At 73.2% G+C, this 18,153-nt stretch carries 17 protein-coding genes; 11 read left to right on the forward strand and 6 right to left on the reverse strand.

Going from position 1 to position 18,153, the window contains the following annotated elements:
• Positions 1-109 precede the first annotated feature (109 nt).
• Positions 110-1,669: a chromosomal replication initiator protein DnaA gene (gene dnaA / locus ACOOHE_RS02005; RefSeq protein WP_420456126.1), complete on the reverse strand. Its 1,560-nt coding sequence runs from the start codon at positions 1,667-1,669 to the stop codon at positions 110-112.
• A 565-nt stretch (positions 1,670-2,234) separates the two neighbouring features.
• On the opposite strand from dnaA, the gene ACOOHE_RS02010 reads away from it, so the two are divergent.
• The 9 genes from ACOOHE_RS02010 to ACOOHE_RS02050 all read left to right on the forward strand — a co-directional run bounded on the left by ACOOHE_RS02010 (position 2,235) and on the right by ACOOHE_RS02050 (position 12,048).
• Positions 2,235-2,774 (forward strand): YceD family protein, encoded by a 540-nt coding sequence (locus tag ACOOHE_RS02010; RefSeq protein ID WP_420456127.1) that lies wholly within the window; start codon positions 2,235-2,237, stop codon positions 2,772-2,774.
• Positions 2,775-2,804: 30 nt separating this feature from the next.
• Entirely contained in the window at positions 2,805-2,993 is a 189-nt protein-coding gene (gene rpmF, locus ACOOHE_RS02015) for a 50S ribosomal protein L32 (protein ID WP_420456128.1), read from the forward strand.
• Positions 2,994-3,132: 139 nt separating this feature from the next.
• Entirely contained in the window at positions 3,133-4,167 is a 1,035-nt protein-coding gene (gene plsX / locus ACOOHE_RS02020) for a phosphate acyltransferase PlsX (RefSeq protein ID WP_420456129.1), read from the forward strand.
• An 8-nt stretch (positions 4,168-4,175) separates the two neighbouring features.
• On the forward strand, positions 4,176-5,183 hold the full coding sequence (locus tag ACOOHE_RS02025; protein ID WP_420456130.1) for a beta-ketoacyl-ACP synthase III: 1,008 nt from the start codon (positions 4,176-4,178) through the stop codon (positions 5,181-5,183).
• A 71-nt stretch (positions 5,184-5,254) separates the two neighbouring features.
• Complete coding sequence (fabD, locus tag ACOOHE_RS02030; RefSeq protein WP_420456131.1) at positions 5,255-6,181, forward strand: ACP S-malonyltransferase; 927 nt, start codon at positions 5,255-5,257, stop codon at positions 6,179-6,181.
• Between the two features lie 70 nt (positions 6,182-6,251).
• Positions 6,252-7,145, forward strand: coding sequence for a hypothetical protein (locus tag ACOOHE_RS02035; protein WP_420456132.1), 894 nt, complete (start codon positions 6,252-6,254; stop codon positions 7,143-7,145).
• Between the two features lie 53 nt (positions 7,146-7,198).
• A complete protein-coding gene (gene fabG, locus ACOOHE_RS02040) occupies positions 7,199-7,945 on the forward strand; it encodes a 3-oxoacyl-[acyl-carrier-protein] reductase (RefSeq protein WP_420456133.1) in 747 nt (248 codons plus the stop codon).
• 410 nt (positions 7,946-8,355) lie between these two features.
• Complete coding sequence (locus tag ACOOHE_RS02045) at positions 8,356-11,316, forward strand: T9SS type A sorting domain-containing protein (protein ID WP_420456134.1); 2,961 nt, start codon at positions 8,356-8,358, stop codon at positions 11,314-11,316.
• A 285-nt stretch (positions 11,317-11,601) separates the two neighbouring features.
• Positions 11,602-12,048 carry a hypothetical protein gene (locus ACOOHE_RS02050; protein ID WP_420456135.1) on the forward strand — a complete coding sequence of 149 codons (447 nt, stop codon included), beginning with the start codon at positions 11,602-11,604 and terminating at the stop codon, positions 12,046-12,048.
• A 27-nt stretch (positions 12,049-12,075) separates the two neighbouring features.
• Here the strand turns inward: ACOOHE_RS02050 and ACOOHE_RS02055 are convergent, their stop codons facing one another.
• Both ACOOHE_RS02055 and ACOOHE_RS02060 read right to left on the reverse strand, forming a co-directional pair.
• A complete protein-coding gene (locus ACOOHE_RS02055) occupies positions 12,076-12,288 on the reverse strand; it encodes a hypothetical protein (protein ID WP_420456136.1) in 213 nt (70 codons plus the stop codon).
• An 85-nt stretch (positions 12,289-12,373) separates the two neighbouring features.
• Entirely contained in the window at positions 12,374-12,976 is a 603-nt protein-coding gene (locus ACOOHE_RS02060) for an ECF-type sigma factor (protein ID WP_420456137.1), read from the reverse strand.
• 430 nt (positions 12,977-13,406) lie between these two features.
• On the opposite strand from ACOOHE_RS02060, the gene ACOOHE_RS02065 reads away from it, so the two are divergent.
• A complete protein-coding gene (locus ACOOHE_RS02065) occupies positions 13,407-15,182 on the forward strand; it encodes a DEAD/DEAH box helicase (RefSeq protein WP_420456138.1) in 1,776 nt (591 codons plus the stop codon).
• A 123-nt stretch (positions 15,183-15,305) separates the two neighbouring features.
• Positions 15,306-16,130, forward strand: coding sequence for a ChaN family lipoprotein (locus ACOOHE_RS02070; protein WP_420456139.1), 825 nt, complete (start codon positions 15,306-15,308; stop codon positions 16,128-16,130).
• On the opposite strand, the gene ACOOHE_RS02075 is transcribed toward ACOOHE_RS02070, so the two are convergent.
• Genes ACOOHE_RS02075 through ACOOHE_RS02085 form a run of 3 tightly spaced genes read right to left on the reverse strand, consistent with a single transcriptional unit; the run spans position 16,108 to position 18,001 of the window.
• A complete protein-coding gene (locus ACOOHE_RS02075) occupies positions 16,108-16,464 on the reverse strand; it encodes a hypothetical protein (protein WP_420456140.1) in 357 nt (118 codons plus the stop codon). The two genes, ACOOHE_RS02070 and ACOOHE_RS02075, sit on opposite strands and share 23 nt — an antisense overlap.
• A gap of 29 nt (positions 16,465-16,493) precedes the next feature.
• Positions 16,494-17,399, reverse strand: a complete 906-nt coding sequence (locus ACOOHE_RS02080; protein ID WP_420456141.1) for a hypothetical protein — start codon at positions 17,397-17,399, stop codon at positions 16,494-16,496.
• A 35-nt stretch (positions 17,400-17,434) separates the two neighbouring features.
• Entirely contained in the window at positions 17,435-18,001 is a 567-nt protein-coding gene (locus ACOOHE_RS02085) for a hypothetical protein (protein ID WP_420456142.1), read from the reverse strand.
• Positions 18,002-18,153 lie beyond the last annotated feature (152 nt).

The following is an 18,153-nucleotide window of genomic DNA, read 5'->3' on the forward strand; positions in this document are numbered from 1 at the left end:
CGGGCTCGACGGGACGGTCGGCGTAGGGGCACGCCGGTGGCGTGGCCACGTCCCATCGCGGTCGGCCCGGGCACGCCACCGGCGTGCCCCTACGGGAGGTCGGTCGCCTCTACCGCTGGTGGAGCTCCATCTTCTTGCGCACCGCGCCCACCATCTCGCGGAAGCTCGGGTCCGTGTCCACCTGGTCCTCGACCGAGCGGACGGCGTGGATCACCGTCGAGTGGTCGCGCCCGCCGAAGTGGAGCCCGATGGTCTTCAAGCTGTGGTTCGTGATCTCCTTCGAGAAGAACATGGCCACCTGGCGGGCCTGGACCACCTCGCGCTTGCGCGTCCGCGCCCTCACCAGGTCCTCGGGGATGCCGAGGTAGTCGCACACGACCGACTGGATGGCCTCGATGGTCAGCTGGGGCCGGGCCTCCTTGATAAGGTCCTTCAGCACGTCGCGCGCCAGCTCCTGGTCGATCTCGCGCCCGGTCAGCGCCGCGTGCGCCTGCAACCGGATCAGCGCGCCTTCGAGCTCGCGGATGTTGCTCTTGACGTGCGTCGCGATGTACTCGATCACCTCGGGGCGGACCTGGGTCCCGTCGTCCTTGGCCCGCCGGTTCAGGATGGCCACGCGCGTCTCGAAGTCCGGCGGCTGGACGTCGGCGGCGAGCCCCCACTGGAACCGCGACAGCAGCCGCTCCTCGATCCCGACGATGTCCTTGGGCGGCCGGTCGGCCGAGAGCACCAGCTGCTTCCCCTGCTGGTGGAGCTCGTTGAAGATGTGGAAGAACTCCTCCTGCGTCTTCTCCTTGCCCCCAAAAAACTGGACGTCGTCGATGATCAGGATGTCGACGCCGCGGTAGAACTGGCTGAACTCGGCGATCCGGTTCGACTGGATCGACTGGACGAACTCGGCCGTGAACATCTCCGACGAGACGTAGCGGACCGTCTTGGCGTGGTTGTTCGCGAGGGCGTAGTTGCCGATGGCCTGGATCAGGTGCGTCTTGCCGAGGCCGACGCCGCCGTAAATGAGAAACGGGTTGAAGCTGGTGCCGCCGGGATCTTGGGCAATCGCCCAGCTCGCCGACCGCGCCAGCCGGTTGCAGTCGCCCTCGATAAAGCGCTCGAACGTGTACGAGTCGTTGAGGTGCGGGTCGACCTCGATCGGCTTGACGCCGGGCAGCGCGAACGGGTGCGCGGAGGGCGCGCGGCGGCGCTCCGGCGACCGGTCGAACCCGCGTGTCCGGTCGACCGACCGGCCCGCGTCCGACGGCACGTCGGCCGCAGCGCGGGGCGGCGTCACGCCGTCGGGCAGCTCGACGCGCGGCGGGCGCTCGGCCGGCGGCACGTTCGACGGCTGGCGGGCCGGGAGCTCCATCGACGCGCCCCGCCGGCTCCCGCCCGTGGCCGGCTCGTCCTGCTCGATCACGATGTCGTAGTAGAGCCGCCCGCCGGGCCCGAGCACCTTGGTGATCGTCTTGCGGAGGAGCGCGAAGTAGTGCTCCTCGAGCCACTCGTAGTAGAACCGGCTCGGGAGCTGGACCGTCAGCTTGAGCGCGCCGTCCTCCTCGTCCAGCCCGACGGCCCGGAGCGGCTCGAACCACGTCCGGAAGCTCTGCCGGCTGATGTTGTCCCGGATGATCCGGAGGCACTCGTCCCAGACGTCGTCGCGCGATCGGTCCATGGGGCGAGAGTCGGGGAGGGGCGGGGGGAGGGGGGGCCGGAATATCGGGATCGCCGGGGGAAAAAGAAGCCGGCTCGTTCGCTGCCCGTCGAGGTTATCCACACACTCGGAGGCGGTCGGCGCCCCGTTTGCGTCAGGATCGCGGGTTCCCCCGTCCGGTTGTCCACGGGCCGTCCACGAGCTGTGCAGCGCGGGCCGTCTTTGTAGGACAAGGCGTTGCGCGTCCGAGGTCACGTCGAGCGTCGGAGAATTACCGCGAGATGACCGGAAGCGGCGGGCCCGTTCGGTTTTCGTAATCCGGTTGTCCACACCTTGTAAACGGCCCGCTTCGAGCACTGGAGGAGGTGGCCTCGGGGGGCCCCCTATGGCCGTTCGGGGTGCGGGCTCGCCCGCCTCGGAGGCCGCGCCGACGCCGGCCGTACGGGGGCCCTTCCGCGGGCGGTGCCCGGGGCCCGGAGGCTTCCTCGAACATCGCGTGAGGCCCTTGCCGGCCGCTCGGACGGCGGCCTACCTTCTCAAGCTCGCGGGGCCTCACGCCCCTCCCGCCGGGCTCCGCCCGCGTTCCTTGACGACCGACGCTCGAGACACCGTGTTCCGGGTCCGCATCGCTCCGCTCCCCGACGGCCTCCACCAGGAGACCCACCGCCCTACGGCCGACGACCTCGGCCTCGATCCGGAGGTGTTCTCCGATGTCGAGGTCGACCTCCGGCTCGACGTCGCCGACCGCCGCGTGCTCGCCGCCTACACGGCCCGGGCCACGGCCCGGCTCGAGTGCGACCGGACGCTCGACCTCTACGACGAGCGCGTCGAGGCCGACCACGCCGTGCTGTTCACGGCCGACGCCCCGGCCGAGGGCGACACCGACGACGACGTCCAGCCCCTCACCGACGACGCGCTCGCGATCGACCTGACGGCGCCGGTCCACGACACGCTCCTGCTCGCGCTCCCGCTCCGGCGCGTGAGCCCGGCCGCCCGGGACGCCGAGATCCCGACCGCCTTCGGCGTGGCCGACAACGACGACGACGCGCCGGCCGACGCCCGTTGGGCCGCCCTCCAGGCCCTCCGGTCCGCCGACCCCGACGGCGACCCCGACTCCTCCGACTGACCCCGCCCCCGCGCGACCTCCCCGACTCCGATGGCCAACCCCAAACGCAAGAACTCCAAGGCGCGCACCGGCAAGCGCCGCTCCCAGTACAAGGTGAAGGACGTGCCCCAGACGCACGAGTGCCCCAACTGCAGCAACGCCAAGCTGATGCACCGGGCCTGCCCAACGTGTGGCCACTACCGCGGCCGCGCCGTCGTCGAGGTCCCGGAGTACGCCTAGCCGGCGCCGGAGCCCTCACGGGCTCCGCGTCCGAATGGGATCCGCCCGCGCGAGCTTTCGGAGCTGCGCGGGCGGCGTCCGTTGATGGGGGCGGGTATCTTTCCGCCCCCTCCCTCTCGCCCGTCCGCCCCGCCCGCCCATGCCCGTCCGAGTCGCCGTCGACGCCATGGGCGGAGACCACGCCCCGGGCGTCGTCGTGGAGGGCGTCCTCGACGCGCTCGCCGAGGCCGGCGACCGGCTGACGGTCCTGCTGGTGGGACGGGAGGACGAGGTCCGCGCCGAGCTCGACCGCCAGGGCGCCGCCGAGAGCGACGCGCTCCGCGTGGTCGACGCGCCCCAGGCCATCGCGATGGGCGAGAGCCCGACGGTCGCGCTCAAGGCCAAGCCCCAGTCGTCGATCCACGTCGGCGTCGGCGCCGTCAAGAACGGGCGGGCCGACGGGTTCGCCAGCGCCGGCAACACGGGCGCCGTGATGGCGGCGGCGCTGTTCGGGCTGGGCCGGCTGCCCGGGGTCCTGCGCCCGGCGCTCCCCGGCTACCTCCCCACGCCGACCGGCACGTGCGTGTTGCTCGACGTCGGGGCCAACGTCGAGGTCCGGCCCGAGCACCTCGTCCAGTTCGCCCAGATGGGGGCCGTCTTCGGCGCCGCGTTCCTGGGCAAGGACGACCCGACGGTCGGCCTCGTCAACGTGGGCGAGGAGCCGGGCAAGGGGACCGACACCGTCAAGGCGGCGCACGCGACGTTGCAGGCGCTCGCCGAGAAGGACGGGTTCCGGTTCGTGGGCAACGTCGAGGGCCGCGACATCTTGCAGCACGGGGCCGACGTCTGCGTCTGCGACGGGTTCGTCGGGAACGTGGTGCTGAAGCTGGCCGAGTCCGTCGCCACGATCCTGCCCCAGATGGTCCGCTCCGAGATCGGGCGGCAGGGGCTCGACGCCGAGCAGGCCGGGAGGGTGGGCGGCGTGCTCAAGGGGATGCTGGCGCCCTTCGACTACCAGGCGTTCGGCGGCGTCCCCATGCTGGGCATCGACGGGACCGTCGTGATCGGGCACGGCGGGTCGTCGGCGCGGGCGTGCCGCCAGATGGTCCTGAGCACGGCCGGCCTGGTCGAGCAGAACCTGACGGCCCGGATCGCCCGGGCCTTGCGCGACCCGGCCCCCGAGGGCCCCTCCTAACGCACCCGATGGCAGACCCAAAGACGACGGCCGCCGTCACCGCCGTGGGGGCCTACCTCCCCCCGGACCGGCTCACGAATGCCGACCTCGAAGCGCTCGTCGACACCAACGACGAGTGGATCCGCTCGCGGACCGGGATCGAGGAGCGCCGCATCTTGCGCGACCCGACCAAGGCCACGTCGTTCATGGCGACGGAGGCCGCGCGCGAGTGCCTCGCCAAGGCCGGCGTCGCGCCCGACGACGTCGACTGCATCCTGGTCGCCACCATCACGCCCGACCACGTGTTCCCGTCGACGGCGTGCCTGGTCCAGCACAAGCTCGGGGCCCAGCGCGCCTGGGGCTACGACATCTCGGCGGCCTGCTCCGGCTTCCTCTACGGGCTCACGACGGGCGCCAAGATGATCGAGGCCGGGATGCACCGGCGCGTCCTCGTCATCGGCGGCGACGCCATGAGCCGGATCATCGACTACACCGACCGGACGACCTGCGTCATCTTCGGCGACGGGGCCGGCGCGGTCCTGTTGGAGGCGACGACCGACGGGACCGGCGTGCTCGACAGCGTCCAGTACGTCGACGGCTCGGGCGTCGACGCGCTGTGGATGGAGGCCGGCGGGAGCTTGCACCCGGCCACGCGAGAGACCGTCGACGCCCGGCTCCACTACGTCCGGCAGGACGGGAAGACCGTCTTCAAGCGGGCCGTCACCGGCATGGCCGACGCCGCCGCCGAGGTCATGGAGCGGAACGGGCTCTCGGGCCCCGACATCCGCTACCTCGTCCCGCACCAGGCCAACCTCCGCATCATCGACGCGACGGCCCGGCGGATGGGGATCGGGCCCGACCAGGTCATGGTCAACATCGCCCGCTACGGCAACACGACGGCCGGCACGCTCCCGCTGTGCCTCGCGGACTGGGAGGCCGACCTCCGCACGGGCGACAACCTGGTCCTGGCGGCCTTCGGCGGCGGCTTCACCTGGGGCGCGACCTGGCTGAAATGGTCGTACGGCAGCGGGCAGTAGCACCGCGGTGTTCCGTGTTGCGTGTTACGTGACGCGAGCACCCACGAAACACGCAACACGCAACACGCCCCATGCTCGCCTTCCTCTTCCCCGGCCAGGGCTCCCAAGCGCCCGGCATGGCCGCCGACCTGGCCGAGATCCCCGAGGCCCGCGCCCTCCTCGACCAAGCCGACGCCGTCCTGGGCTTCTCGCTGACCGACCTGATGTTTGGCGACGACCCGGACGCGCTCACGCCGACCGAGATCACGCAGCCGGCGCTCTACACGCACAGCCTGGCCGCGAACGCCGCGCTAGCAGCGCGGGGCGTCCGACCCGACGTGGCCGCCGGCCACAGCCTGGGCGAGTGGAGCGCGCTCGCCGCCGTCGGCGCCTTCTCGTTCGCGGACGGGCTCCGGGCCGTCCGACGTCGGGGCGAGCTGATGGCCCGGGCCGGCGACGTCCGCTCCGGCGCGATGTCGGCCGTGCTCGGGCTCGACGCGGACAAGCTCGAAGCCGCGTGCGCCGAGGCGACAGAGGCCGGCGACGGCGAGGTCGTCCCGGCCAACTACAACGACCCCGGCCAGATCGTGATCTCGGGCGACGCCCCGGCCGTCGAGCGGGCCGGCGCACTGGCGACCGCGGCCGGCGCCAAGCGCGTCGTGCCGCTCCCGGTGAGCGGCGCGTTCCACAGCCCGCTGATGGCGTTCGCCCGGGACGGGCTGAAGGAGACGCTGGAGGGACTGGCGATCAGCGTCCCGTCGTGCCCCGTCGTCTTGAACGTGACGGCCGAGCCGACGACGGACCCGGAGGCCATCCGGCTCCGGCTGCTCGACCAGCTCACGGCGCCGGTCCGCTGGGCCCAGTCGCTCGAGCGGATGGCGGCCGACGGGGCCGAGCGGTTCGTCGAGGTCGGGACCGGCAAGGTCCTCTCGGGGCTCGTCCGGCGGACGCTGGGCCGCGAGGCGGTCGCCGTCCAGGCCGGGACGGCCGCCGAGGTCGAGGCGCTGGCGGCGGAGTAGCCGGCGCCCGGACCGCCGGCGTCGCGCCGTATTTTGGGGGCCCGGCCACGCGCCCCAGCTCCGCATCCGCATGTCCGAGCGTACCTATTCCGAGGGTGAGATCGCCGACCTGATCGCGCGCGCCGCCGAGCGACAGCGCGACGCCCGGCAGAGCGAGGCCGGCGCCGGCCTCACGCTGGCCGAGATCGAGCGGGTCGGGCGGGACACCGGCATCGACCCGGCCCACCTGCGCGCCGCCGCGGCCGAGATGGACGCCGCCGGGCGCACGCTCGCGCGCCAGTCCGGCCACACCCGGACGCACGTCACGGTCGAGCGCTGGATCGACGCCCCGCTGACGCCCGAGGCGTGGGAGGAGGCCGTCGCCGAGCTCCAAGGGCGCCACGGCGTCGACGCCTCCTTCTGGCTCGGCCAGAACTCGGGCGGGACGGTCCAGCAGGTGGGCAACGCTTACGAGTGGCGCCACACGAGCAGCCTAGGCATCCAGACGACCGTCACGGCGAGCCCGCGCAGCGGCCGGACGCGGCTCCGCCTCCGCCAGTTGGTCGGGCTCGCGTCGCCCACGGCCGAGGGCGTCGGCTACGGGTTCTTCCTCGCCGTTGTGGCAGCGCCCTTCGGCGGGTGGCTCGCCGACACGGGGTGGGGAGCCGCGCTGGCGTTTCTGGCGGTCTGGCTGGTGGCCGCGCCGCTCATCATGGCCCTCGACCGTCGGTGGCGAGCCGGCAAGCTCCGCGACCTGGAAACGCTCGCCGACGACGTCGCCGTCGTGCTGGCGGCGCCCGTCGGCGAGGCCCTCACCGGCGCGACGCCGTCGGCCCGGACCGCGACCGGCCCGGCGATGCACAGCGAGCCTGCCGAGGCCCCCGTCGCGCGCCTCGACCTCAGCGCCTTGGACGACGCGCCTCCCGCCGAGGACTACGACGCCGGGGGGCCGGTCGCTGAGCGCGGTCGCCAGCGGGCGGGGTAGCTGGGCCGGCGACGCCTCGCGGTGCGATCTTGACGGCTCCTCTGCCCGAGCCCATGACCCTCGACCTCTCCGACAAGACCGTCCTCGTCACCGGCGGCACGCGCGGCATCGGCCGCGCCATCGTCGAAGCCGCCAGCGCGGCCGGCGCGACCGTGGCCTTCACCTACCGCGCGTCGTCCGACACGGCCGACCAGTTGGTGGCCGACCTGGGTGGCCCCGACCGGGCCCTCGCCATCCAGGCCGACGCCGCCAGCGCCGACGACGCGACCGCCGCCGTCGAGGCCGTCGTGGCCAAGTGGGGGCGGATCGACGGGCTCGTTGTCAACGCGGGCATCACGCGCGACGGGCTGATGATCCGGATGGACGCCCAGGCGTGGCAGGACGTGATCGATACGAACCTGACGGGCGCCTTCCACGTCGCCAAGGCCGCGTACCGGCCGATGATGAAGCAGCGCGCGGGCAGCATCGTCACCATCTCGTCGGTCGTCGGCGTGATGGGGAACGCGGGGCAGGCCAACTACGCCGCGTCGAAGGCCGGGCTCATCGGGTTCACGAAGAGCCTGGCGCGCGAGCTGGGCGGGCGCGGCGTCCGCGCGAACGTGGTGGCCCCGGGCTACATCGCGACCGACATGACGGCCGACCTGGGCGACGCGGCGGCCGATGGGCTCAAAGGCCAGATCCCGCTGGGCCGCTTGGGCGAGCCCGGCGACATCGCGGCGGCCGTCCTCTTCTTGCTCTCGGACGCGGCGGCCTACGTCACCGGCCACGTCCTGCACGTCGACGGCGGCATGGCGATGTAGCGACCCGGCCCCCGTCTCGACGACCGCGAGCGAGTGCCCCCCGACCCCGGTGTCGGCGGGGCGCTCGGCGTTGACGGCGGCCCGCGAGCGAACGGGCGTCACACCAAATCCGGGTGGAGTGTGTGGGTATGGGGGTGTGGGAGGAGACCGGGTTCCACGCCCACACCCCCACACGCCCCACTCCCTCCCGTCCCGATCAGCGACCGATCAACCGGACGTGGTGTCAGGGGTGGAGAGGCCGAGCCGGCGGCGCGTCGGCTGAGGACCGTGGCGGACCGGGCTCCCGTTGCCCTCGCTTTTAAGCGGGCGGTGGGTCGGCCCGATACGACGGGGTGCGTTCCCGTTGGCCATGCCCGACCGGGACTTCGCCCCACCCTGTCCCTCCTGCGCCAGCGCGCTGCCCGACCCCCATGTCCCTTTCGACTCTCCACCGCGTGCCGCTCGCGCGCGTCCTCGGGGCGCTCGCCCTCCTGATGCCGGCCGTCGCGAGCGCCGCCACGTTCCCCTCCAGCACGCCCGTCGCGGACTCGGACGGCGACCTGAAGGCCGGCAGCGTCGGAGCCGTTGAGGTCGCGACGACCGTCGACACGGTAGGGGAGGCCGTCGCCGTCTTCGACTTCACTCTCACCGACGGCGGCGCCTCTGACAACGCCGCGATGGACGTGTCCCAGATCGTCGTCCACTCCGCGGGCTCGATCTCCGATGCGGACCGCGGCAAGCTGGTCGTCCGTCTCAGCGGTCCCGACGCCACGGACGTCGTCGGCGTGTACGACGGTGGTGCCCACACCTACACGTTCTCCGGCCTCACGATCTCGGTCGCCGACGGCACGTCCGAGACCTACACCGTCGACGCTTACTGGAGCAGCAGCGTGGGCCTGGCCGACAACGTCACCGTCTCCTTCAGCGTCGACGGCGACACCGACCTCGTCGTGGACGGCGCCGGCACCCAGATGGGGCCCACGGACCCCGTGACGAACACGGCCACGGTCGCCGTCGAGGCGTCGGTCCTGGTGGTCACGCACCAGCCCGGCGGCAGCGTCTCCGGGGTCGCCCTCGTGGGCCAGCCGGCCGTCGAGGCCCAGGACGCCTTCGGCAACGTCGACGACGACTTCGCCGAGACGCTCACGCTCACCGAGGCCAGCGCCGGCGCGATCTCGGGCGCCACCGCCGTCGCGGCCGTCCACGGCCGCGCGGCGTTCGCGGGCCTGATCTACACGGCCACCGCCGACCAGGAGTCGTTCACGCTCACGGTCGACGACCAGGCCGGCGTCGGCAGCGACCTCGCGGCGGCCGACATGAACGCCGTCACGTCCGACGTCGTCGCGACGGCCCTCGCCTTCTCGACCGAGCCGGCGCCCACGACCGTGGCCTCGGGCGCGCTGACCAACTTCTCGACGGTCCCCGTCGTCCAGGCCGTCGACGATGACGGGACCGTCGACACCGGATACTCGACCGACATCACCCTGGCCGAGGTCAACGGCGCCGGCAGCGCGACGATGGCGGCCACGGGCGACACCGACGGAAACGCCGCGACGGTCACCCTCACGCCATCAGCCGGCGTGGCCACGTTCACCACCTTCCAGGCGACGTACACGGCCTCCGGCGGGAGCGACGAGACGTTCAACCTCCAGGCGTCGTCGGGCGCGCTGACGGCCGCGACGAGCGCTCAGCTCACGGCGACCGTCAACCCGGCGCCGGTCTTCGCCGAGGGCCCCACCGGGTCGTTCACCGCGCTCGAGGACGTCTCGGCCTTCGGCCTGGACGACATCCTGGCCGCGGCCGACGACACTGGCGAGACGCTCACGTGGACCGTCAAGACGGCCCCGTCGAGCGGGACGCTGAACGGGTTCCCGGTGTCGCTCGCGGCCGGCGGGTCGACCGCCGTCACGCCGACGGGCTTGGCGTACAGCGCCGCCGCCGACGTCAACGGCAGCGACGTCGACAGCTTCGTCATCGAGGTCGGTGACGGGACCTCGACGGCCGAGATGACGGTGACGGTCCACCTCACCGCCGTCAACGACGCGCCGACGTTCGCGAAGGGAGCGAACCAAACCGTTCAGGAGAACGCCGGGGCGCAGGTGGTGATGGACTGGGCCACGGCGATCTCCGCCGGCCCGGCCAACGAGGCCTGGCAGGACGTCGCCTTCCACGTCACGGTCGACAACCCCGCCCTGTTCGCGCTCGACCCGTGGGTGTATCCGAACGGCGCGCTCGAGTTCGAGCCCGCCCCGGACGCCTCCGGCACGGCCACCCTCACCGTCGTGGCCTACGACGACGGCGGCACGGCCAACGGCGGGGTCCACGAGAGCGCGCCGCAGACGTTCACGATCTCGATCGCCGCCGTCAACGGCGCCCCGACGATCTCGGAGCTGCCCGCTCTCTCGATCCTCGAAGACGAGAGCTCCCAGCCGGTCCCCTTCTCCGTCGACGACACCGAGACCGCCGCGGCGGACCTCGCCGTCCGCGCGGTGTCGAGCGACTCGACCCTCATCGGAGCCTCCGGGCTCGTCCTCGGCGGCACCGGCGGCGCGCGCACGCTGGCCGTCACGCCGGTCGCCGACGCCCACGGGAGCGCTCAGGTGACGGTCACCGTCTCGGACGGCGACCACGAAACGGCGACGACCTTCACCGTCGTCGTCCAGCCCGTCGCCGACGCCCCGCGCTACGCCTCCGACGCCCCGGCGCCGACGGTGGGCACCAAGGGCAACTGGGTGGACCTCTCGTCGGACTCGACGCAGACGTTCCGCGTCGAGTGGCCGGCGGCCACCGACGTCGACGGCGACGGCGCGGCGTTCGAGTACGCCTGGGAGCTCTCGGCCGACTCGACCTTCGGGACGCTCCTGGTCACGATCGACGCCTCCGCCTCGGACGCGACCGGGGGGATGGAGGCGACCGCGGACGTCGTGGCGACCGAGATGCTGGGCCTCGACGTGCCGGTCACCGTCTTCGCCTCGGCCTACGACGCGCTCGGCCTCCCGGCCGGCACGTCGGCGACGATGCACCACCGCGTGCGAGCCACGGCCGGCGACAGGACGGCGACCACCGCCGCCGCGACGCTCACCGTGACCCCCGCGCAGGCGACCGCCTCGGAAGAGACGGCCGTGCCGGACGCGCTGACGTTGGCCGGCAACTACCCGAACCCGGCTGGCGTGTCGACCCGGATCCGCTACGCCGTGCCGACGGCGGCGCCGGTGCGGCTCGAGGTGTTCGACGCGCTCGGCCGCCGCGTCCAGGTTCTCGTTGACGGGCCGCAGACCGCGGGCTGGCACGAGGCCGTCTTGGACGCCCGCGCGCTCCAGAGCGGGACCTACCTCTACCGCGTCGTCTCGAACGGCGTGGCGGCGACGCGGTCGCTGGTGGTGCTGAAGTAGCGGCCTCGACCGCAGGCTGCCGACGGGCGGACGGTGGGGGAGACCTCGTCGTCCGCCCGTCGGCGTTTGGGAGAGCCCTGTGGTCCCGACGCCGTCGCGCCGACCTCGGCCCTCGCGCGGCCGGGTGGTGCGTCTGCATCAGGCAGCCGTCCGTCGGCCACGGGTAGGATAGCGGGCCCTGCTTTTCCTCCCTCGATGCGCACCTTCTTGCTCACCGTTCTGCTCGTCACGTCCGCCCGTGCGCAGGAACGGGTCGACCCTCCACCGGCCGCGTCACGCGCGCTGATGACGGCGGTCGGAGGCGTCCTCGGCGTTGGCAGCATCGTCGGGACCTACTTCCTGACCCCGACGTGGTACGACACGCCGGCCGGCGCCGCGCTCCTGGTCCTCGCCTACCCCGTCGGCGTGGCGACCGGCGTCGTCTTCATCGCTGACTCGTACGACATGAACCCCCCGTTCAGGGACGTCCTGGTGGACGCGGTGATCGGGGTGCCCGTCGGCGTGATCGTGGGGGGGCTGGTCGGCGTGGTCGTGGGCGGCGTGGGGTATCTGGCGACCCCGGACGTCGACTACAACTTCCTCCCGGCTCTCGTCGGCGGCGGAGTCGGGGTGCTGACGGCGGTCGGGGTCTCGAGCGCCTTCGCCACTCGCCGGGTCCGGGTCGCGCCCTCCGCGCTCCGGGCTCCCACCGGAGAGGCCGTCGCGGGCCTGCGCGTGACCATCGGGCTGTAGCCGGCCGAGGTGAGCGCTGGCCGCGGCCTACGCGCCCGACGGCAGCTCGTCGGGGCCGAAGAACGCCTGAGCGTCGGGGTCGAGGGCCAGCAGCCGCTCGACCTCGCGCCGGAGGTCGGCGTCGGGCGCGTCGTCCGGCGTGCGGCAGGCGACATCGAGGAAGAGGGACCGCGCGGCCGAGTCGAGCTCGACGGCGCGCGAGAAGAGGGCCTCGATGGCGTGCCAGCGGTGGGGCGACATGGCGGGGTGGGACTACCCCGAATACGGCGCCCCGACGGCCCGGCTGTCACCCGAGGGCGGAGGGGACACCCGCACCGTGCGCCGTCTACTCCTCCTCGTCGTCCCCGAGCACGCCGGTCATCTCGCCCTGGAGCTCGCCGTAGAGCCAGGCCCGGGCGGCCCGCCACGACCGGGCGACGGTCGCCTCCGAGACGTCGAGGGCCTGGGCCGTCTCGGCGACCGAGAGCCCGCCGAAAAAGCGGCACTCGACGACGCGCGCCGCGCGCGGGTCGGCCGCCTCGAGCCGGCGGAGGGCGTCCTCGACGAGCGCCGCGCGGTCGGCCTGGGCCTCGGTCAGCGGCGCCCCGACGAGCTCGTCGTTGAGCTCGGTGTGGGCCGCGCCGCCGCCGCGCTTCTGGGCCTTGCGGGCCTCGCCGTAGCTGACGAGGACCTGGCGCATCGCGCGCGAGGCGACCGCGAGCAGGTGGGCCCGGTTCTCGACCGAGGCCCCCTCGATCTTGAGGTACGCTTCGTGGACGAGCGCCGTCGTGTTCAGGGTGTCGTCGCCGACCCAGCGGGCGCGCTGGTGCTCGGCGATCCGCCGGAGGTCGCTGTAGAGCCGTTCGAAGAGGGCGCCCGACGGGGGCTCCCCGCGTCCGAGCGCGTCGAGGAGCGCCGTCGTCTCCTCGGCCAGGGTCGTGTCCGCCATGCCGTGTCGTGGTGGGAGGCGGACAACGTAACGTCTCTGCCCGGCGCGAGCGACGCCGGCCCGTCTGAACGTCTGCATGGACGCTGGTCTCGTGTCGGGACACGTGGCTCGCGAGCGGACCCCCTGGCCGTCCGCCCCTCGCTCCGCTCAGCGGGCGGACGGCCTGTCCCCCTCGAAGGGGGACAGCTCTTGCTGCACGGAGCGGAGCGATGGCCGCGGGAGCGGGGGGTCGACCTACGAGCAACCTGGCGTCGCCCTCGCGGAGAGAACTCTGCCGGAAGAGCAGGCGCGAACGCCCGGCCGCCGGGCCGGATGCGTAGTCTCCAGCAGACGCGGGCGTTCCGCGTCCGCGCGGAGCCGAGTGCCCGCGCCTGCGACGCCGGTCGGGAGGAGACGAGACCCGGGCGGCCCCCTCCACCCCCCGACCGACATGGCATTCAAAGCCGTCTTCGACCTGACCCAGAAGGCCCAGAACGAGGCCAAGGCCGAGCGCCAGCTCGAAACGCCGTTCGACGCCCCCGACGAGACGGTCGACGCCGTCGGCATCGACGGCCTCCCCGAGCGGCTCCAGGCCGGCGTCCGCGCGCTCGGGTGGCCGGCGCTGATGCCGGTCCAGGCCGAGGCCATCCCCTACATCCTGGAGGGCCGCGACCTTATCGTCCAGAGCCGGACCGGCTCCGGCAAGACGGGCGCCTTCCTCCTCCCGCTCCTCGAAAAGCTCGACGCGCGCGAGAAGACGACCCAGGCGCTCGTGCTCTGCCCGACGCGCGAGCTCGCGAGCCAGATCCACGCCGAGTTCGAGCGGATGAACGCCGGGCTCTCCGAGGACGAGCGGCTGGGCGCGATCCCCGTCTACGGCGGCGTCGGCTACGGGCCCCAGATCGAGGCGTTCAACAAGGGCGCCCAGCTCGTCGTCGGGACGCCGGGCCGCGTGCTCGACCACCTGGCGCGGGGCACGCTCAAGCTCGACAACTTGCGGACCATCGTCCTGGACGAGGCCGACGAGATGCTCTCGATGGGGTTCTTCCCCGACATGATCAAGGTCCGGCGGTACCTCCCGCGCGAGCGCGACTCGTACATGTTCTCGGCGACGATGCCGTTCCAGGTCCAGCGGATCGGGCAGGAGTTCCTCGAAGACCCCGTGTTCCTGGCGACGGCCGGCGGCCAGATCCACGTCGAGCTGATGACGCACCGGGCCGTCCAGGTCCACCCGATGGAGAAGGACCGGGCGCTGGCGACGCTGATCGCGTGGGAGAACCCGACCTCGGCCATCATCTTCGCCAACACGCGGCGCGAGGTCGAGTACCTCGCCACGTTCCTCAACAACTACGGCTACGACGCGGCCGGCATCTCGTCGGACCTGACGCAGAAGGCCCGGGAGAAGACGATGAAGCGGTTGCGCGACGGCGACCTCCGGTTCTTGGTGGCGACGGACGTGGCCGCGCGCGGGATCGACGTCGAGGACTTGAGCCACGTGTTCCAGTACGACATCCCCCAGGACCGCGAGTACTACGTCCACCGCTCGGGCCGGACGGCCCGAGCGGGCAAGGCCGGCGTGTCCCTCGCCATCACGACGGCGACCGACATGCCGACGCTCCGCCAGATCGCGCGGAAGTACGACATCCCGCTCGAAGAGATCGAGCTCCCGACCGAGCAGGAGCTCGCGAGCCGCGTCGGCCAGCGGCTGACGAACCTCTTGGAGGACCGGATGCGGGACCGCTCGAACTTGGAGCGCGAGCGGCAGCAACGGTTCGTGGCCGTCGCCCGCCAGCTCGTCGAGGAGGGCGAGCCGGAGGTGCTGGCGATGCTCCTGGACGAGGCGTACCAGCGCTCGCTCCACGCGGGCACGCGCGGGCCGGCCATGGACCGCTCCGAGAGCGAGTACGACGTCCGCCAGCGCGAGGCGAAGGAGGAGCGCGAGGGCCGCGGCGGGCGCCGCCGCCGCGACGACGACGACCGAGGTGGGCGGAGTCGCCGACGCCGCGACGAGGACGACGCCTCGGACAATCAGCCCGACGACCGCGAGGACGCCCCCCACGCCGACGCCCGGGACGACGAGTCCTCCGCCGACGCGCCCCGTGCCGATGCGCGCGACGACGACCGGGACGGCAACCGCCAGCCGGAGGCCGAGGACAAGCCCAAGCGCAAGCGCCGCCGCTCGAAGCGGAAGACGAGCGGCGCGACCGACGCCGGCTCGGACGACTAGAGCGGAGTTCAGGATGGTGTGGGGGCCTGGGAGTGCGGGAGTGGCGATTCCGCTCCGCTGGGGCTCCTCCCACACCCCCTCCGCCCATACACCCACACGCACTCGGCTCTGGTGCCGGCCCCGATGCGGCTCCCCCTCGCAATGCTGATCGCCACGGTCGCGCTGGCGCCCCGCGCCCAGCCGTCCGTCCTCGACGCGAACGGCCAGTCGACGACGCTCGACGCCGTGGTCGAGGCAGCGGCCACGGCCGACGTGGTCTTCCTCGGCGAGCAGCACGACGACTCGACCGGCCACGCCGTCCAGCGGCAGATCCTCCAGGCCCTCGTCGCGCTCGACCGCCCGGTCGTGCTGGCGCTCGAGATGGTCGAGACCGACGTCCAGACGGTCCTGGACGAGTACCTCGCCGGGCTGGTCCGCGAGCGCGACTGGCTCGCCGCCGGCCGGCCCTGGTCGAACTACGACGCCGACTACCGCCCGCTCGTCGAGACGATGCGCGCGCAGGGGCGGCCCGTCGTGGCCGCGAACGCGCCCGCGCGCTACGTGAGCCTGGTCTCGCGGCGCGGCGGCCTCGCCGTGCTCGACAGCCTGAGCGAGGAGGCCCGGGCGTGGCTCCCGCCGACCGTCGCCCCGCCGTCCGACGCGCTGGCCGCCAACTTCACCGACCTCATGGGCGGGATGCCCCACGGCGCCGGCCCGACGGTCGAGGGGATGCTGGCAGCCCAGAACTTGCGCGACGCGACGATGGCGTGGCGGATCGCCGAGACGCTCGACGCCCACCCCGGCGCGCTCGTCGTCCACCTCAACGGGAGCTTCCACAGCCAGGGCCGGCTCGGCATCCCCGAGCACCTCGCCCGGCTCGCGCCCGACGCCCGCGTCGTCGTCGTGACGATGGCCCCCGACGGCACGCCGACGCCCGGCGACGACTTCACGGTTCGGACGGCTCGGTAGCCCGCCGGCGGATGACGTAGAAGGGCGCGCGGCGGACCACCTCGACCTCGGCCCCCGCGAGCACGGCTTCGATGTCGGCGTGGGCCTCCGGCACGTCCGTCCCGACGACGGCCACGCCGCCGCCCGGGTCGCCGGCGACGACCAGCACGCCCGGCACCTCGGCGCGCTCGGCCCCGACGCCGCGCTCGTGGAGGTGGGCGAGCGCGCCCGGCGGCAGCCGCGTCAGCCCCTCCTCGCAGACCGCCATCACGGCCGGCGGCGCCGTCCGCCGCGCGATGGCGTCGCGGATGTGGGCGGCGGCGGAGCGGGCGAGGCGGAGCGGGAACCGGGCCATGCCGCAAGGTACCGGCCCTCCGCGCGGGCTCAGAACAGACCCGGAAACAGGATCTCGAAGATCCGGCCGAGCGGGGCGGTCGCCCGGGCGAGGACGAGGACGAAGGCCGCCGCGTACGCCGGGAGGAACAACCGGTGCCTCTCGATGGGCGCCTGGGCCATCGCCATCGCGATCAGGAGCCAGCCGAACCCCATCACCGGCGCCAGCACGTAGGTCGTCCCCAGGAAGACGAGCAGGGCGACGTGCCGCGCCCGCCCCACCGCCGCCCGGACGGGCGCGAGGAAGCACACGGCGACCAGCCCCTCGATCAGGACCGTCCACCACGTCATGACCAGGGCCGTCGCCCGGACGCCCGGGGCGTCGTACACCGGGACCGAGACGGCCCCGTCGCCGATGGACCGGAGCGTCTCGTTGAGCTGGAAGTTCTGGAGGGTCTCGGCGAACGTCAGGGAGCTGACCATCGAGGCGACGCCCGCGAACCGCCGCTCGAACAGGAGCATCGTGTGGAACATGTCGCCGTCCACGTACTCCGGCGTCGTCACCTTCCAGAGCGTCGCGAACGCGAACGCGAGCCCGGTCAGCCACTTCGCGCTCGTGGCCAGGCTCGCGTTGGGGTCCGGCTGGAGCCGCGAGAGCGCGAGGGCCAGGAGCCAGTACCCGAGCAAGAACTCGTGGTTGTCGATCAGCAGGACCACGTTCGCGACCCCGACGACGTAGACCGCCAGCACGGCGAACCAGTACGCCGCGTGCCGGAGCAGCCGGGGGTCGACGACGGCCGCCGCCGCGAGCGAGACCACGCCGATCTGCATCACCCACGTCTCCTCGCTGGCCAAGAGCAGGACCAGGAGCGTCACGCCGCCCACCAGGTCGATCCGGCGCTCGGGGGCGAGGAGCGGGTCCAGCCACGCCCAGAGCGCGTCGAGCCCGCGACGCACGCGGCCCTCCGGTCGAGGGTCTGCGAGCGCGTCGGTCACGGCACCGGGGGGCACCCGGCCTCGGCCGGCGTGACCGTCTCCGCAGCGACCGGGGCCGGCCTGAGCACCGAGCGGTCCCCGCCGGTGTCGAGGCGGATCCAGACGACCGAGGCCCGGGCCGAGCGGACGCCGGCACCGGGGTCCTCGCTCGCCGGGTCCGCAGGCACGGCGAACCCGGCGAACTCGGTCTGCTCCCGGGCGGGTGGCGACCGGTAGAACGGGGCCCACGATGGCGAGGGGAAGATGGCCGTCTCGAGCGAGTCGAGCGGGACGAAGCGCCAGCGCCCACACGCGGCCTCCCGAGCCACCTGCCTGAGGGCTGGGCGGCGCGGCCACGTCAGCGTGTTCGTCGGTCCGGGAGCGTCGGGCACGACGAAGACGCCCTCGTCGGTCTCGACGGCAACCCGGAGGACGCGGGAGACCGGGTGGTTCGAGGTGGAGAACATGCCGAAGCCGCCCAGCTTCCACGCGGTCAGCGGCGTGGTCTTGGCGACCGCGAACTGGGCCACCGCGATGACGGCCAGGAGGATCGGCGGGACGTACGGGAGCAGGCGGCGACGCACAACCGGGGGCGGACGGGGTGGCCGATGATAACGCGCTCGGCGCTACAGGCGGAGCGGCCGGCCGGGACGGCTGGGGGCCACGCAAACTGCACCCTGGCCGACCACCGGGCGGGCTATCTTTGCCGGCCCCCGCGACCGCGCCTATCCGCCTC

The organism is Rubrivirga sp. (assembly GCF_965213695.1).
GTDB lineage: Bacteria > Bacteroidota > Rhodothermia > Rhodothermales > Rubricoccaceae > Rubrivirga.

Excerpts from the sequence above, each read along its gene's own strand:
- dnaA (WP_420456126.1), bottom strand. The coding sequence starts at position 1,669 with ATGGACCGATCGCGCGACGACGTCTGGGACGAGTGCCTCCGGATCATC.
- ACOOHE_RS02025 (WP_420456130.1), top strand. The coding sequence starts at position 4,176 with ATGGCAGACCCAAAGACGACGGCCGCCGTCACCGCCGTGGGGGCCTAC.
- fabG (WP_420456133.1), top strand. The coding sequence starts at position 7,199 with ATGACCCTCGACCTCTCCGACAAGACCGTCCTCGTCACCGGCGGCACG.
- ACOOHE_RS02065 (WP_420456138.1), top strand. The coding sequence starts at position 13,407 with ATGGCATTCAAAGCCGTCTTCGACCTGACCCAGAAGGCCCAGAACGAG.
- ACOOHE_RS02060 (WP_420456137.1), bottom strand. The coding sequence starts at position 12,976 with ATGGCGGACACGACCCTGGCCGAGGAGACGACGGCGCTCCTCGACGCG.
- rpmF (WP_420456128.1), top strand. The coding sequence starts at position 2,805 with ATGGCCAACCCCAAACGCAAGAACTCCAAGGCGCGCACCGGCAAGCGC.
- ACOOHE_RS02070 (WP_420456139.1), top strand. The coding sequence starts at position 15,306 with ATGCGGCTCCCCCTCGCAATGCTGATCGCCACGGTCGCGCTGGCGCCC.
- ACOOHE_RS02055 (WP_420456136.1), bottom strand. The coding sequence starts at position 12,288 with ATGTCGCCCCACCGCTGGCACGCCATCGAGGCCCTCTTCTCGCGCGCC.
- plsX (WP_420456129.1), top strand. The coding sequence starts at position 3,133 with ATGCCCGTCCGAGTCGCCGTCGACGCCATGGGCGGAGACCACGCCCCG.
- ACOOHE_RS02050 (WP_420456135.1), top strand. The coding sequence starts at position 11,602 with ATGACGGCGGTCGGAGGCGTCCTCGGCGTTGGCAGCATCGTCGGGACC.
- ACOOHE_RS02045 (WP_420456134.1), top strand. The coding sequence starts at position 8,356 with ATGTCCCTTTCGACTCTCCACCGCGTGCCGCTCGCGCGCGTCCTCGGG.
- ACOOHE_RS02035 (WP_420456132.1), top strand. The coding sequence starts at position 6,252 with ATGTCCGAGCGTACCTATTCCGAGGGTGAGATCGCCGACCTGATCGCG.
- fabD (WP_420456131.1), top strand. The coding sequence starts at position 5,255 with ATGCTCGCCTTCCTCTTCCCCGGCCAGGGCTCCCAAGCGCCCGGCATG.
- ACOOHE_RS02075 (WP_420456140.1), bottom strand. The coding sequence starts at position 16,464 with ATGGCCCGGTTCCCGCTCCGCCTCGCCCGCTCCGCCGCCGCCCACATC.